Genomic DNA, 16024 nt, shown 5'->3' with positions numbered 1-16024 from the left:
CAGCATCTAAAAGGAGCTGCTAATGGTTAATAGAATTTATAAAAAAGTAATAATAGCTGTGTTGGCAATTTCGCTGTCTTTAAGTGGGATTGTCAGTGCAGGAGCGGCTGAAAAAAAAGAACAATTTGCTGTGATACCGGCGCAGGAGAATGTTAAGCTTCTTGTTAATAACAAAAAGCAGTATTTAACAATTAATCAGGCAGGTGATGTGGCAAGAAAAAAAGCCTTGCTTCACAATTCTAATATTCAGTTGTACATAAAAACAACTGAAAGCTCAGCCAATGTTGTTTTTGAAAAAATCCGTAAAAGAATGATAAGGGAAACAAGCGACAGCAACAGCGGAGACTACATGTATTGGAATTTTAAAAGCAGTTCTGCAAAGTATTATTACAATACAGTAGTGAATGATGGAAAGAAATACTATTATTACGATTTTAGATTAAATATTAAATATAGAATTACTCTTAAACAACAAAACCAAGTTGATAAAAGAGTAAAATCTATTATAAAGAAATTAAAACTGAAGAAGAAAACCAGTGACTACAAAAAGGTAAAAAAAGTATATGATTATATTTGCAAAAGTGTAACCTATGCCAAAAATACAAGCAAAGGAATTAATTACACAGCCTATGCCGCATTGTTTAACAAGGAAGCTGTGTGTCAGGGATATGCCCTTTTGGCATACAAGTTCTTTAAAGAACTAGGACTTGAAACAAGATTAATTCCAGGGTATTCAAGTAATCAGCTTCATGGATGGAATATTGTAAAAGTTGGCAAATATTATTACAACATTGATTCTACATGGGATGCAACTTATTTGCAGAATAACTATAAATATCATTACTTTTTAAAAGGTGATAAATTTAAGAATCATAAAAGATTTAAACAGTACAAAACGGATACTTTTTATGGCAAGTATTTAATGGCAGCCAATGCTTATGGAAGTGGCAAGGCGAAGATGTGTAAAAAAAGTCAGATTTGTGAGTATGCAATGAAACAAGGTAAGGTTTTAAGTTTTACAGATAATACATTGAAATTTGAAAAACTTGCAAAAAAGTCGAAATACACAGTTGAATACTCAGTAAATAAAAAGTTCAAAAGTGGACAAACTGTTACTACAACAGGAAATACTGTTCAGTTAAATAATTTAGAAAACGATAAGGTATATTATGTACGTTACCGTGGAACAAAAAAAATCAAAGGCAAGTTAAGAAAAACGAACTGGTCAGATACTTTTGTTATCGAGAATTAGTACATAAATAGGAGGTATTCTTATGGACAAAGATAAAATGATAGAAGACATAGTGGCAATGCTTGATGGAAGCGTGAAAAAAGGCGATGGCCATATTAATGTGCAGGTAAACGAAGTGGAAGAAGATCCGAAGGAAATAAGAGAAGAAAAGTCAGTTACAAGAGGAAGTGCTGAAAATTCAATAAATCCAATGCCTTGTTGCATGCCAACAATAGAATTACCTGATGACGATAAAATGTAATTAGTTATTTTTAAGGCTTATTATTAGGATTTGTTCATAGAATGTGGATGTTCTAATAATAAGCCTTTTAGTTTAATATTAGAAGAATTAACCGGAAGGGATTAAGAAAAATAGAATTATATTTAGATGGAGATTTAAGATGAAGAATAAAGTAGTAAAATTTATTATAAGATATGTTGTTATTACATTATCAGCAATTATGTATGGTTTGGGAATAGGACTTTTTCTAAATCCCAATCAGTTGGCACCTGGAGGAATTTCCGGTATAGCCATTATATTAAAAGAAGTATTTCCAATGCTGCCGGGAGTTGGTGTGTTAATTATTATAATTAACGTGCCAATAATGATTTTAGGGGCATGGAAATTTGGAAAGAAATTTCTTTTATCAACCTTATATTCACTGATTGTTTCATCAGTTGCAATTGACGCGCTCCCTGCAATATTTAAAATTGACGCAGTAACTAACGATTTAATGCTTGCTTCAGTTATTGGTGGTGCGTTGTTTGGTTTTGCAATGGGGGTGTTGTTCAGAATGGATACAACAACAGGTGGGCTTGATATTATTGTGAAAATTATCAAGCAGAAGCATCCACATATGAAAACAGGTCAGATATACATGATTATTGATGTGGCAATTTTAATTGCGTCAGCCATTGCTTTTAATAACGTGGAAGTTGCTCTTTTTGCAGCAATTGCAATTTATGTTTCTTCACTGGCAATGGATAAGGCAATTTACGTTGGTGACGAAGCAACACTTGTTTATATAATTAGTAAACAAAGAAAAATTATATCAGTAAGAATGCTTCAGGAATTAGACATAGGAGTAACAATGCTTCAGGGCAGGGGTGCTTATACTAACAAATCAACAGAAATAATTATGTGCGTAATGAGAAAACAAATGTTAGTAAAAGTAAGAAATATTTTAAAAGAAGTTGATCCTGATGCATTTATGATAGTAACAACAGCTAATGAGGTATTTGGAGAAGGGTTCAAATCACAATTTACTAACGAAGTATAGAATGCATAAATATGCGACAAAAGTAAATTTTTATTAATTTACAAAAAGACGATATTGTTTTAAAATAAACGGAAAGGTTATTAGACTAAGGGGAGGATAAAAATGGCAACTTTGAAAGATGTGGAGAGAATAGTTATAAAAGTGGGAACATCCACATTAGCACATGACACAGGAAAAGCTAATATAAGACAGATGAAGAAACTGGTGACAGTTATTTCTGATATTGTTAATTCAGGCAAGCAGGTAGCATTAGTTACATCAGGAGCAATTGGAGTTGGTGCCGGTAAGCTTGGCTTAAAAGAGAGACCTAACACAACAGCAGGAAAGCAGGCAGCTGCTACAATAGGCCAGTGCGAATTAATGTTTATGTATGACAAGATGTTTGGAGAATATGGTCACACAATAGGACAGTTTTTAATTACCAAAAGAGATGTTGACAACTTAGAATGTAGAGAAAATCTTATAAATGCTTTTGAAGAAACATTTAACTTAGGTGCAATTCCTGTAATCAACGAAAATGACGCAGTTGCCATAGAAGAAATTGTATATGGTGACAATGATAGCTTGTCAGCCATAGTGGCAAAATTAATTGGAGCAGATGCACTTTTAATTTTAACTGACATTGACGGATTATATACAGGAAATCCTAACGAAGATGAATATGCAAGGATTATACCTGTAGTTACTGAAATTACAGATGAATTATATAAGATTGCAGGTGGAAAAGGTTCAAAATTTGGAACGGGAGGCATGGTTACTAAGTTACATGCGGCTGAAATTGCAACGGAAGCAGGCATTGACACAATGGTTTTAAATGGTGGTGATGCAGAGAATATTTACAGAGTGTTAGAAGGCCATCAGGTAGGAACATTTTTTGTAGCTAAAGAGAGTAAACAGTTGGAGCTTGAATAAATTTTACTTATGATAAAAAACATCAAGTTCACAAAATTTTAAATTTTAATTAATAAGGGTACATACAAATATATATTATAGTAGAGAAGTTACTAAGGAGTTTAATATGAAAAAATTGTTATTTATAATTAATCCAAAAGCAGGATTAAAAAAGAACAAACACTTTATAGATGAGTCTGTGGAAATTTTTGAAAATGCAGGCTATAAGGTTGGTATTAAATTTACTAAAAAAAGATTAGATGGAACAAACATAGCAAAAGAATATAGCAAAAAAGCGGATTTGGTTGTCTGTATGGGCGGTGACGGAACTTTGAACGAAGTAATACAGGGTATTATTGAATCAGAAAGCGGTACACCTTTAGGCTATATACCGGCAGGCTCTACAAATGATTTTGCTACAAGCTTAGGCTTAAAGACGAGCCCAAAGGAAGCAGCAGAATATATTGTGAATAGAACAGCAAAACCATTAGATATGGGTATGTTTAACGGCCGTTATTTTGTTTACACAGCATCAGCCGGTATTTTTACAAAGACATCTTATTCAACTCCCCAGCAGATGAAAAACAGATTAGGGCATTTTGCTTATATTCTGCATGGAGCAAGAGAGTTGTTTCATATAAGAAGTCTCAAGCTAAAAATCGAGTTAGAAGACAAAACCTATGAAGGAAAATATATATTTGTGGCAATAAATAATGCGACCAAAGTTGGCGGCATCATGAAACTTGATGAAAATTTAGTAGAATTTAACGATGGGGTATTCGAACTTATGCTAGTTGAGTTTCCAAAGAATATTGCCGAATTTTGTCATTTAGTAGTAAAAATACTGACACAGAAATTTACAGGTAAAATAACTTTAGAACAAATAAAAAAAGCAAGAATTACAGACTCTACAGATATTGACTGGTCCTTAGACGGTGAAAAAGAAAATGGCCATGCAATAATAGACTTTAAAGTAATTCACGATGCAGTTAATTTTATATACTAAAAGAAGTAAGAGGGGTATTTATGACATTAAAAAAAGAAGATATTTATGAATTTACAGAAAAATACAGCAAAGTGTGCTTAGAAAACGATAGTGTAGACAAAGAATTATTTACAAAGTATGGTGTAAAAAGAGGTTTAAGAGACTTAAACGGAAAAGGTGTTTTAACAGGTATTACAAATATTTCAAGAATTGAGTCATCGAAAATTGTAGATGGTAAAAGTGTTCCGTGTCCCGGAAGTTTGTATTATAGAGGATACAACATTAAAGATTTAGTTAAGGGATTTATGGAAGAAGGAAGATATGGTTTTGAAGAAACAGCTTATTTGTTACTGTTTGGTAATTTACCAAGTGAAGACGAGTTGAAGGAATTTAAGAAAATGTTAGCAGGCTGTAGAAGACTTCCAACTAACTTCGTAAGAGATGTTATTATGAAAGCACCAAGTTCAGATATTATGAACTCATTAACCAAGAGTATTCTTACATTGGCATCATACGATAAAAATGTCTCAGATACTTCATTAGAAAATGTTATTTTACAGTGTATTCAGTTAATTGCATTATTCCCAATGCTATCTGTATATGGATATCAGGCATATAATCATTATAAGAGAAACAAGAGTTTGTATATTCACAGACCAAAGCCGGAGCTTTCTACAAGTGAGAATTTGCTTAGAATTTTGAGACCTGACAAAAAATATACAGTCTTAGAGGCAAAAGTTTTAGATCTGGCGTTAGTTCTTCATATGGAACATGGCGGCGGAAACAACTCAACTTTTACAACAAGGGTAGTTACATCATCAGGTTCAGATACATATTCAACTATTGCAGCAGCCCTATCTTCTTTAAAAGGACCACGTCATGGTGGGGCTAATATAATGGTTGTTGAAATGTTTAAGGACATTAAGAAAAATGTATCTAACACAAAGGACGAAACAGAAGTTAAAGAATATTTAAGAAAAATACTTAATAAAGAAGCATTTAACAAAAAAGGTCTTATATATGGAATGGGCCATGCAGTATACTCAATTTCTGATCCAAGAGCTGAAATATTTAAGTCATTCGTTGAGAAACTTGCTAATGAAAAAGGTAGACAGAAAGATTTTGCTTTATATAGCATGATTGAACATTTAGCACCTGAAGTAATTGCTGAAGAAAGAAAAATGTACAAAGGTGTTAGTGCAAACGTAGACTTTTACAGTGGTTTGGTGTACAGTATGCTTGATATACCGGAAGAATTGTTTACACCTATTTTTGCCATTGCAAGAATCGTAGGTTGGAGTGCTCATCGTATAGAAGAGTTAGTTAATGCTGATAAGATTATGAGACCTGCTTATGTAAGCAACTGTGATTTCAATGAATATAAGAGTATTAGCGAAAGATAAATTGACAAAGTTTAAAGCCATGCTATTTTATATAGTGTGGCTTTTATAATAGGCTTGTGAAAGTGTAAAGCCGAAAACAGAGCCGGCAATGAATAGTACAATATAGATTAAGTGTTTAATAGTGTTTAATGATAGAGATTAAGAAAGTGGAGGAAATTAAAATGAAATTAACACAAAGCGATGTAGATAAGATTAAAGAAGAAATAGAACATAGAAAATTGGTTGTTAGAAAAGAAGCAATTGAGGCTGTAAAAGAAGCAAGAGCCCAGGGAGATTTAAGTGAAAATTTTGAATATTATGCAGCAAAAAAAGACAAAAATAAAAACGAAGGACGAATTAGATACCTTGAAAGAATTTTGAAAACAGCAACAATTATTTCGGACCAGTCAGAAGATGATGAAGTAGGCTTAAATAATACTGTAAAGATTTATTTTGAGGAAGATGATGAAGAAGAAACTTTTAAGATTGTAAGTACAATGCGCGGGGACTCTGTTAAGGGGAGAATAAGTAATGAATCACCTATTGGAGCAGCAATTATGGGACACAAAGTGGGAGATAGAGTTGAAATAAAAGTAAATGACAGCTATAGTTATTATGTAGTCATAAAAGAAATCGTAAATACCGGAGAAGAAGAAACAGATACTATAAGAACTTACTAAGGAGAAGGAATATGGCAAAATCTGAAAATCAAAAACAGAAAATTTTAGTGTTGCTTGACTTGTTTAAAAGCAAAACAGATGAGGAACATGGTGTAACAACATCTGATATTATAGACTATTTGGCAGAGCATGGCATAAAGGCAGAAAGAAAAACTGTTTATGCTGATTTGAATACCCTAAAAGAATATGGTTATGAAATTTCAAAAGAGAAGAAAGATGGAAATTATTATTATACTCTTTTGGATCGTGATTTTCAGTTGCCGGAATTGAAACTGTTAGTTGATGCTGTTCAGGCGTCAAAATTTATATCTGCAAAAAAGTCCAGTGAGTTAATAAAGAAAATAGAAAACTTAGCCAGTGTTTATCAGGCAAAGCAGTTACAACGACAGGTTTTTGTAAGTAATCGTATAAAAACAAATTACGAAAATGTTTACTACAATGTGGATGAATTAAATCTTGCAATTAACGAAAACAGAAAAATAAAATTTGACTATTATGAGTGGAATCTTTCAAAGGAGATGGTTTTGCGAAAGAACGGTCACAAGAATGATATTAGTCCATGGTCGTTGGCTTGGGATGATGAAAATTATTATCTGGTTGCATTTGATGGAAATAGTGGAATCATAAAACATTACCGTGTTGATAAAATGCGAAAAATAGAAATACTAGATGAAGCAAGAGACGGACGAGAAGAGTTCGAGGAATTTGATGCAGCAAAATATGCAAAGAAAGTTTTTGGTATGTTTACAGGTGATGAACAACGTGTGAAAATACAGTTTGCCAACAAACTTATTGGAGTTGTAATTGACAGATTTGGTCAGGATATTATGATTATTCCAAAAGGCGTGGACCAATTTGTTGTGAATGTAAACGTAAAAGTAAGCAACATGTTTTTAGGTTGGATAATAGGACTTGGAGATGGTGCCAAAATACTTGAACCTGAAAGTGTAGTTGATGAAGTTAAACAAATAACCGAGAGACTTAAGGAACAATATAAGTAATTAATAATTAAACAATTGGAGAGTTAAATGCTAAAAATATTTACAAGTTATACACCGGGAGCCGGAAAAAGTTATGCCATGCTTGAAAAAGCAATGGCGGAGCAGGCAAAAGGTAAAAAAGTTTTAATTGGCTTTCTAAATGGTGGTCATAGAAATATCGAATTAATAAAAGAAAAAAATCATATAGATAGCGCAATTTATAACGGAAAAGGTTTTTCGTATAAACAGATATTAGAAGAAAAACCGGACATAGTTGTGCTGGATGAAATGGGCATGAGGTCGAAAAATCATGGTTATATTTATGAAATAATTGAACTGTTATTAGATAATGACATTGATGTGTTTACATCTATTAACATCAAAAGATTTGACAGTATTAATCCTGAGTTTAAGAAGATAAGCGGTATTGGTGTAAAAAACATGGTACCGTCTAAATTTCTTGATATGGCAGATGAAATATATTTTATAGACAGAAGACCTGAACTTATGATCAGGGATTTCAAAAACGGAAATTTATTTAATAAAAGATATATGAAAAGCGGTATAATGAAAAAAAATTTTAGAAGAGACATATTGGAAAGCTATAGAAAAGTCAGCTTGGAGATTCTAAAAAAATATGGTGATAAAGTAACAGTAGTAGAAAGAAATGAATAAGAACGGAAGGATAAAATAATAAAATTATGCAAAGCGGTAATACAATGGAGAATAACAAACAAATCAAATTATCATGGACGCCAATAGTAATTCTTTTAGCAGGGGTATGTTGTTTGCTTTGGGGCTCGGCCTTTCCGTGTATAAAGCTAGGTTACAAATTTTTTAGAATAGAAAGTGGAGAGACAACTTCTCAGATTTTATTTGCCGGAACAAGATTTGCAATTGCAGGGGCAATGGTAATAATAACTTTCAGTATAATAAACAGAAAATTTATCAAGCCATCAAGTCCTGGAAAAATAGCAACGTTAAGCGTGTTTCAGACAATATTGCAGTATGTGCCGTTTTATATAGGACTTGCTCATACTACAGGAGTGAAGTCTTCCATTATTAACGGTTCGGCGGTTTTTATAACAATACTTATATCATGTCTTATTTTTAAACAGGAAAAATTAACAGGGAAAAAGATTATAGGTAGTGTTTTAGGATTTTTAGGAATTGTAATCGTAAATGTTGTTGGAAATGGTTTTGATTTGAGTTTTACTCTTTTAGGTGAAGGCTTTATTTTGATTTCTACAATATCATCTGCGTTTTCGTCTGCTTTTATTAAAAGATTTTCAAAGACTACCGATGTTGTAATGCTTAGTGGCTATCAGTTTTTCTTTGGTGGCGTTGTCATGGCAACAATTGGTCTCATAGCAGGAGGTAGATTAAACAGTGTGGCACCATATAGCTGGGTACTTCTTTGCTATATGGGATTCATTTCAGCGGCAGCGTATACAATTTGGAGTATCTTACTTAAATACAATAACGTATCAAAGATTTCAGCTTATAAATTTATGAATCCTTTATTTGGCGTTGTACTGTCATTTATAATTTTGCAGGAGAAGAGCCAGTTAGGAATCCAGACAGTAATTGCACTTATTCTCGTGTGTGCAGGAATTTACGTGGTAAATCGTGAAAATAAGTAAGGAAATATATGGATAAATCTCTTTTTATATGGAATTTACTGTGATAAAATATAATCATTATTAATAATGTTATAAAGAGTTGCAAACAGCAAGAATACATGCTTAGCTATTGCAGAAGGAGGAAGATATGAACATTATGCACGACATTGATCCGGAACGTATTTCACCTTCGGATTTTATTGCTACTATTGAGATTACAAAAGGAAGCAAGAAAAAATATGAATTAGATAAGGAAACAGGACTTCTGATTCTTGACAGAATACTTTATTCATCAGTTCATTACCCTGCCAATTATGGTTTTATTCCAAGAACATTAGATGAAGATGGTGATCCACTTGACGTATTGGTGCTTTGTTCGGAACCTATTGAACCGATGTCACTTGTAAGATGTTATCCAATCGGAGTAATGTATATGATTGATGGTGATGACATGGACGACAAGATTATTGCTATCCCATATGGAGATCCAACTTACAATTGTTATACTGACATTGAACAGTTACCATCACATATTTTTGATGAAATTAGAAACTTCTTTAACATCTACAAGTCATTAGAAGGTAAGAAAACAAAAGTTGATGAATTTGGTGGCCCAATTGATGCGGCAAAGATTATTTGCAAATGTATCGACTTATATAACGAAGAATTTGAAGGAGAAAGTCATGACAATAAATAAAAGACTTTCCGACCTGAGAAGTGAAATGAGTAGGCATGACATAGACATCTATGTTGTGCCTACTTGTGATTTTCATGGTTCGGAGTATATAGGAGACTATTTTAAAACAAGAGAATTTATAAGCGGCTTTACAGGGTCAGCAGGTACGGCAGTAATAACTAAGAACAAGGCGTATTTATGGACAGACGGAAGATATTTTGTTCAGGCTGAAAGTCAGCTAAATGACAGCTATAAACTTATGAAGCAGGGAGAAAATGGAGTACCTACAGCTGTACAGTTTATTGAAGAATATAATAGAGAAACAATAGAAAAAAATAAAGAAAGTTGCCATAAATTATCCAGAGAAAAAAATAAAGAAAACTGGGGGACGACAGTTGGATTTGACGGCAGAACAATACCATCTGACCTTGCAGAACACATTGAAAAACTACCGAATATTAATGTAGTTTGTGATTTGGATTTAATTGGAGATATATGGAAAGACAGACCTGAAATATCTCATGAGTCTGTTTGGATTTTACAGGAACAATATGCAGGAGAATCGCTAAAGGAAAAAATAAAAAAGATACAAAAAGAAATAGTAGCCAATGATTGCGATATTTTAGTTGATACATGTTTGGAAAATATTGCTTGGACACTTAATTTGAGAGGAAATGATGTAAAATGCACGCCTGTATTTTTAAGCTTTCTAACTATAACAGGTGATAATGTAACTTTATATATACAGAAACAAAGTTTGACAGCAGGAACAGAGTCATACCTTAAAGAGAATAAAGTTAATATAAAAGATTATTTTGAAATTTATAATGATTTAAAACAGTTAAAAGATAAAAAAGTCTGGCTTGATAAGTCATCAGCTAATTACAGAATAATTGAGACTCTGAAAAATAATAATAGGATATACAACAGAATGTCACCGGCACTAACAATGAAGGCAATAAAAAATTCTACTGAAATCAAAAATACTCGAAAAGCACATTTGCTTGATGGAATTGCAATGACAAAATTTATATACTGGTTAAAACACAATGTAGGAAAAGAGCCTATGGATGAGGTAATGTTGGGCGAAAAGCTGGAATATTTTAGAACAAAAACAGAAAGTTATGTGGAACCAAGTTTTGAACCCATCGTAGGTTACAACGACCATGGAGCTATTGTTCATTACAGTGCAACAGAAGAAACAAATTATACCATTACAGACAAAGGACTTGTTTTAATTGATTCTGGTGGACATTATTTAGAAGGCACAACTGATATAACAAGAACAATTAGTCTTGGTGAAGTTAGTGACAAAATGAAAAGAATGTACACAGCGGTTTTGAAAGGCCATTTGGCACTGGGAGATGCTGTATTTAAAAAAGGCAGTTCAGGAGTAACTCTTGATATTCTTGCAAGAAAACCACTTTGGGACTTAGGGCTTGACTATAACCATGGAACAGGTCATGGTGTAGGCTATTTGTTAAGTGTACACGAACCACCAAACGGAATAAGATATAGAATACTTAATAATCCGCAACTAAATCCTGAAATGAAAGCTGGAATGATTACAAGTAACGAACCTGGAATTTATCTTGAAAATGAATTTGGCATAAGAATAGAAAATCTGATTCTTTGTAAAGAAAAAGAAAACAATGAGTTTGGAGAATTTTTATGCTTTGAAACATTAACTTTAGTTCCTTATGATATAGAACTAATAGATGAAACAATGCTCACAGAAAAAGAAAAGGAACTTATTTTTGAGTATAACAGAAGAATAACAGATGCTTTGCAACCTTACCTGACAGCGGAAGAAAATAAATGGCTTGAAACATTGAACGAGAAACATTAAACGAAGAATTTTAAAATTGTCGGGAGGACAGCAGCAAAGGGTTGCTATTGCGAGAACATTGTCTTATGGACCGGAAATTATTTTAGCTGATGAACCAACCGGAAATTTAGACAAGGAAACTCAGGCAGAGATTATAGAAATCTTTAAGGAATTGGCACATAAAGAGAATAAATGCATAATTCTAGTTACACATTCCAAAGAAGTATCTGAGCAGTCAGATGTGGTCTACAAGCTTGCGTAGGAATAAATAAACGGTTTAGTTATATTTTGCAATTAATAATCATAATATAGAACAAACGAATATATGGGAGAAGCCCCATGAATGATTATATTGCAAAGAGAGCTGTGGCTGCAGGAGAATATCTGGTTTTGGCAAAAGCCACAGTAAGGCAAACAGCAAAGAAGTTTGGAGTTAGCAAGTCTACAGTGCATAAAGATGTATCAGAACGGTTAGTAGAAATAGATCCTGCTTTAGCAGCTAAAGTAAGAAAAATTTTAGAGAAAAATAAATGCGAAAGACATATACGTGGTGGGATTGCAACAAGAGAGAAATATAAGCGTGAGAGAAGTTTAAAAGATAAATCTGCTGCTTCTCGCTAATTTGGGTTCCCAGGATACATAAAAAGAAAAACACAGCAAAAAGTATGGGAGCATCTTTTTTGCTGTGTTTTTCTTTTTATGTGCTTGGTTAACGTGTTGAATATATTAAAGCCATATGCTAGGCATATGGCTGTTGTTTACGGGGGACCTAGCGGGAATCTCACCCGCTAGGTTGAGTATGAAAAACTTAAAATACGTCATTATAGGGTATGACGTATACAAACTATGTGCACCACTCTAGGTAGTACTCTGTTATAGTAAGGGACGAATATGAATAAAATATGAACAAAATGTAAAAAAACTCGAAAATCGGCGAAAATAATAAAAAATAATAAAAAATCGGAAAATGCTGATGAAAAACTGTGTAGATTTTTCCATTAAAATTGGAAATAAAACATATACATTATAAAAAAAAGTTGTTATACTTTACTTTAGTGTGGATATTCTAAAATATAGAAGTATATTTTATATATGGAAAAATGAATGACCAAAGGAGAACTAAATGTTTAATACAGATATAGGAATAGATTTAGGAACAGCAAGTATACTTGTTTACATTAAAGGAAAAGGCGTGGTTTTAAAAGAACCATCAGTTGTGGCTATAGATCGCGATACAGAAAAGATTAAGGCTGTTGGTGAAGAAGCAAGATTAATGATTGGACGTACACCTGACAATATTGTTGCAGTAAGACCTCTTAAGCAGGGTGTAATTTCTGACTATTCAGTTACTGAACAAATGATTAGATATTTCATACAGAAATCAGTTGGAAAGCGTTCATACAGAAAACCACGTATTTGTGTTTGTATTCCAAGTGGTGCAACAGAAGTTGAAACAAAGGCAGTTCAGGATGCGGCTTTTCAGGCTGGAGCAAGAGAAGTTTTCGTTGTAGAAGAACCTTTAGCAGCAGCAATTGGAGCTGGTATTGAAATAAAGAAGCCATGTGGAAACATGATTGTGGACATTGGTGGAGGTACAACAGATATTGCTGTTATTTCTTTAGGCGGTACAGTTGTAAGTACATCAGTTAAAGTTGCCGGTGACGACTTTGACGAGGCAATTGTAAGATACATGAGAAAGAAACATAATCTTTTAATCGGTGACAGAACTGCTGAAGAAATAAAAATTGGAATTGGTACATGCTATAACAAATCAGAAAATAAGAAGATGGAAGTGCGTGGACGAAATCTTGTTACAGGACTTCCAAAAACAATAGAAGTTACATCAGAGGAAACAGAAGAAGCTCTTAGCGATGTAACAACAAGTATTGTAGATGCTGTGCATCGTGTGCTTGAACAGACACCTCCGGAACTTGCAGCAGATATTGCTGTAAGAGGGATTGTTTTAACAGGTGGTGGCTGTTTATTACATGGCTTGGATCAGTTGATTGAAGCAAAGACAGGTATTAATACTATGACAGCGGAAGATCCAATGACTGCTGTAGCCATAGGTACAGGTCAGTATTTAGAATATATTGACGAAGAAGATGCAGAAAAAATAAAGTAAAATAAAATTAAACATAAAGGCTGTCCAAAGAAACATAGGGGCAGCCTTGTTTTGATAAAAGGAACAATATGAAATCATTAAGTGGATATGTAGAAAGCATAACTTTTAGAAATGAAGAGAATGGTTATACGGTTTTAACTTTATCTTATGGAAAAAAAGAAATAAAATGCACTGGTAATTTTGGATATATTTTAGAAGGTGAATATTTAGAAATAGAGGGAGAAGAAGTTTTTCACGATATTTATGGAGAACAGATTAAAGTAACTTCTTATAAAGTAATTCCTGCAACAGATGAATTGTCGTTGAAAAAATATCTTGGTTCAGGTGCAATTAAAGGTTTGGGTGCAGTGCTTGCTAATCGTATAGTTGATAAATTTGGCGAGGATACTCTTAGAATAGTAGAAGAAGAACCTGAAAGACTTGCAGAGATAAGAGGCATTACCATAAGAAAAGCAATGGACATTTGTGAGCAGGTTGAAGAGAAAAAAGACATGCGTGATGTTATGATTTTCCTTCAGGGATATGGAATCAGTCCTACATTAAGTAATAAGATTTACACAATGTATGGTCAGAAAGTTTATGACATTATAAAAACTAATCCTTATAAGTTGGCAGATGACCTATCAGGCATTGGTTTTAAAACGGCAGATGAAATTGCACGTCGTGCAGGTGTGGAAGTAAATGCTTCTATTCGTATTAAAAGTGGCATGTGCTATGCCCTGTCGGATGCATCGTTATCAGGACATACGTATTTACCAAAAGAAAAATTAGTTGAGAAAACAATTAATCTGTTAGGCTTAAGGGATCAGTATCTTAATGCAGACGGAACTTATAATATGGATTTACTGGATAATTGTTTTACGGAGTTGGTTTTAGAGAAAAAATTAATACTAAAAAATATTGAAGAAAAAGATGCAGTATTTCTATCTACATACTATTACACAGAATTAAATATTGCCAGAATGTTGTTGGAATTAAATATTTCTACACCGGAAGATGATTATATAATGGGTGTTAAGTTAGATACAATTGAAAAACTTTCAGGAGTAGAATTAGATGATTTGCAAAGAAAAGCTGTAATAGAAACACAAAACAATGGTATTACAATTATTACAGGTGGACCGGGTACAGGTAAAACCACTACAATAAATGCCATTATACAAATGTTTGAAGCTGATGGGTTGGAAGTTAGTCTTGCGGCACCAACAGGAAGAGCAGCAAAACGAATGAATGAGGCAACAGGTCATGAAGCTAAGACAATACACAGATTATTGGAAATTTCAGGTGGAGCATCAGAGGAAACAGGCAGAGATGAAATTGATGCAAAATTTGGCAGAAATGAACAAAATCCTTTGGAAACAGACGTAATCATAGTTGATGAAATGTCTATGGTAGACACTTTTCTTGTGCATGCGTTGCTGAAGGCCATAACAATAGGAACAAGAGTTGTTTTTGTTGGTGATATTAATCAGCTTGCAAGTGTTGGTCCGGGTAACGTTTTAAGGGATATAATAGAGTCGGAACAATTTAGCGTTGTAAGACTTACAAAAGTTTTCAGACAGGCAGGGGAAAGTGGAATTGTAACCAATGCCCATAAGATTAATAAAGGTGAACAGGTAGCGTTGGATAATAGCATGGGCGACTTCTTATATATAGAAAGAGAAAATGCACAGATGGCATTAAATGCTACAATTGGTCTTATGATGTCTAAATTACCTCAATATGTAGAAGCAAAACCAATGGACATACAGGTTTTGACACCTATGCGTGGTGGAATTTTAGGTGTAAATTCTTTAAATGAACAACTGCAGAAATACATTAATCCTCAGGATGAAAATAAACGTGAAAGAGAAATCGCAGGCATTATTTTTAGAGAAGGCGACAAGGTAATGCAGATAAAAAATAATTATCAGCTTGAATGGGAGCAGCGAAGTGAGGGTGGAAGAATATATGATAGTGGAACTGGAATTTTCAATGGCGACATGGGAATAATTACTACTATTAATAATACAACTAACACTATGGAAGTTGTTTTTGATGATGACAGATACGTTATATATGATTCTAAACAGGCTGAGGAATTAGAACTTGCGTACGCAATAACTATTCATAAGTCACAGGGTAGCGAGTATCCTGCAGTTATTATGCCTTTGGTTTCAGGTGTCTCAATGCTTATGACAAGAAATCTTCTATATACAGGTGTTACAAGAGCAAAAAAGTGTGTTTGTATTGTTGGTCGAAAAGAAACATTTTCGGCAATGATTGCAAATGAGGATCAGCATAGAAGATACTCGGGACTGAAATGGCAGCTTGTTAATTATTATAATGAAGAACAATAAATAAG

General features: G+C 33.3%; 15 protein-coding genes and 1 pseudogene. All 16 read left to right on the top strand.

Annotated features, from left to right (window positions below; translation table 11 throughout):
- The first annotated feature begins 22 nt into the window (after nt 1–22).
- The 16 genes and pseudogenes from DW006_RS00685 to DW006_RS00610 all read left to right on the top strand — a co-directional run bounded on the left by DW006_RS00685 (nt 23) and on the right by DW006_RS00610 (nt 16019).
- The gene (locus DW006_RS00685; RefSeq protein ID WP_117998568.1) at nt 23–1252 is read left to right on the top strand and encodes a transglutaminase domain-containing protein; all 1230 of its coding nucleotides are present in this window, start codon (nt 23–25) and stop codon (nt 1250–1252) included.
- 22 nt (nt 1253–1274) lie between these two features.
- On the top strand, nt 1275–1493 hold the full coding sequence (locus DW006_RS00680; RefSeq protein WP_117998565.1) for a hypothetical protein: 219 nt from the start codon (nt 1275–1277) through the stop codon (nt 1491–1493).
- A gap of 139 nt (nt 1494–1632) precedes the next feature.
- On the top strand, nt 1633–2511 hold the full coding sequence (locus DW006_RS00675) for a YitT family protein (RefSeq protein WP_117998562.1): 879 nt from the start codon (nt 1633–1635) through the stop codon (nt 2509–2511).
- A 102-nt stretch (nt 2512–2613) separates the two neighbouring features.
- Nucleotides 2614–3423 carry a glutamate 5-kinase gene (gene proB, locus DW006_RS00670; RefSeq protein WP_117998559.1) on the top strand — a complete coding sequence of 270 codons (810 nt, stop codon included), beginning with the start codon at nt 2614–2616 and terminating at the stop codon, nt 3421–3423.
- A gap of 106 nt (nt 3424–3529) precedes the next feature.
- On the top strand, nt 3530–4408 hold the full coding sequence (locus tag DW006_RS00665; protein ID WP_117998556.1) for a diacylglycerol kinase family protein: 879 nt from the start codon (nt 3530–3532) through the stop codon (nt 4406–4408).
- 20 nt (nt 4409–4428) lie between these two features.
- Nucleotides 4429–5790: a citrate/2-methylcitrate synthase gene (locus DW006_RS00660; protein WP_117998552.1), complete on the top strand. Its 1362-nt coding sequence runs from the start codon at nt 4429–4431 to the stop codon at nt 5788–5790.
- 161 nt (nt 5791–5951) lie between these two features.
- A complete protein-coding gene (greA, locus tag DW006_RS00655; RefSeq protein WP_022165505.1) occupies nt 5952–6449 on the top strand; it encodes a transcription elongation factor GreA in 498 nt (165 codons plus the stop codon).
- Between the two features lie 11 nt (nt 6450–6460).
- Nucleotides 6461–7450 carry a WYL domain-containing protein gene (locus tag DW006_RS00650; RefSeq protein WP_117998549.1) on the top strand — a complete coding sequence of 330 codons (990 nt, stop codon included), beginning with the start codon at nt 6461–6463 and terminating at the stop codon, nt 7448–7450.
- 27 nt (nt 7451–7477) lie between these two features.
- On the top strand, nt 7478–8104 hold the full coding sequence (locus DW006_RS00645; RefSeq protein WP_022165503.1) for a hypothetical protein: 627 nt from the start codon (nt 7478–7480) through the stop codon (nt 8102–8104).
- Between the two features lie 44 nt (nt 8105–8148).
- Nucleotides 8149–9072, top strand: coding sequence for a DMT family transporter (locus DW006_RS00640; RefSeq protein ID WP_117998719.1), 924 nt, complete (start codon nt 8149–8151; stop codon nt 9070–9072).
- Nucleotides 9073–9199: 127 nt separating this feature from the next.
- The gene (locus DW006_RS00635) at nt 9200–9748 is read left to right on the top strand and encodes an inorganic diphosphatase (protein ID WP_117998545.1); all 549 of its coding nucleotides are present in this window, start codon (nt 9200–9202) and stop codon (nt 9746–9748) included.
- Nucleotides 9735–11576 (top strand): aminopeptidase P family protein, encoded by a 1842-nt coding sequence (locus DW006_RS00630; protein ID WP_117998542.1) that lies wholly within the window; start codon nt 9735–9737, stop codon nt 11574–11576. Before DW006_RS00635 ends, DW006_RS00630 begins: the two co-directional genes overlap by 14 nt.
- Nucleotides 11566–11817: pseudogene (locus tag DW006_RS00625) on the top strand (ATP-binding cassette domain-containing protein); the annotation flags it as partial. The gene DW006_RS00630 and the pseudogene DW006_RS00625, both read left to right, overlap by 11 nt.
- A 77-nt stretch (nt 11818–11894) precedes the next feature.
- Complete coding sequence (gene spoIIID, locus DW006_RS00620) at nt 11895–12176, top strand: sporulation transcriptional regulator SpoIIID (protein ID WP_022165499.1); 282 nt, start codon at nt 11895–11897, stop codon at nt 12174–12176.
- A gap of 502 nt (nt 12177–12678) precedes the next feature.
- Nucleotides 12679–13680 carry a rod shape-determining protein gene (locus DW006_RS00615; RefSeq protein ID WP_117998536.1) on the top strand — a complete coding sequence of 334 codons (1002 nt, stop codon included), beginning with the start codon at nt 12679–12681 and terminating at the stop codon, nt 13678–13680.
- Between the two features lie 68 nt (nt 13681–13748).
- Nucleotides 13749–16019: an ATP-dependent RecD-like DNA helicase gene (locus DW006_RS00610; RefSeq protein WP_117998533.1), complete on the top strand. Its 2271-nt coding sequence runs from the start codon at nt 13749–13751 to the stop codon at nt 16017–16019.
- Nucleotides 16020–16024 lie beyond the last annotated feature (5 nt).

It is taken from the genome of Eubacterium sp. AF36-5BH (assembly GCF_003460505.1).
GTDB lineage: Bacteria > Bacillota > Clostridia > Lachnospirales > Lachnospiraceae > Eubacterium_G.
This window is presented reverse-complemented; position numbering and strand designations above follow the sequence as displayed.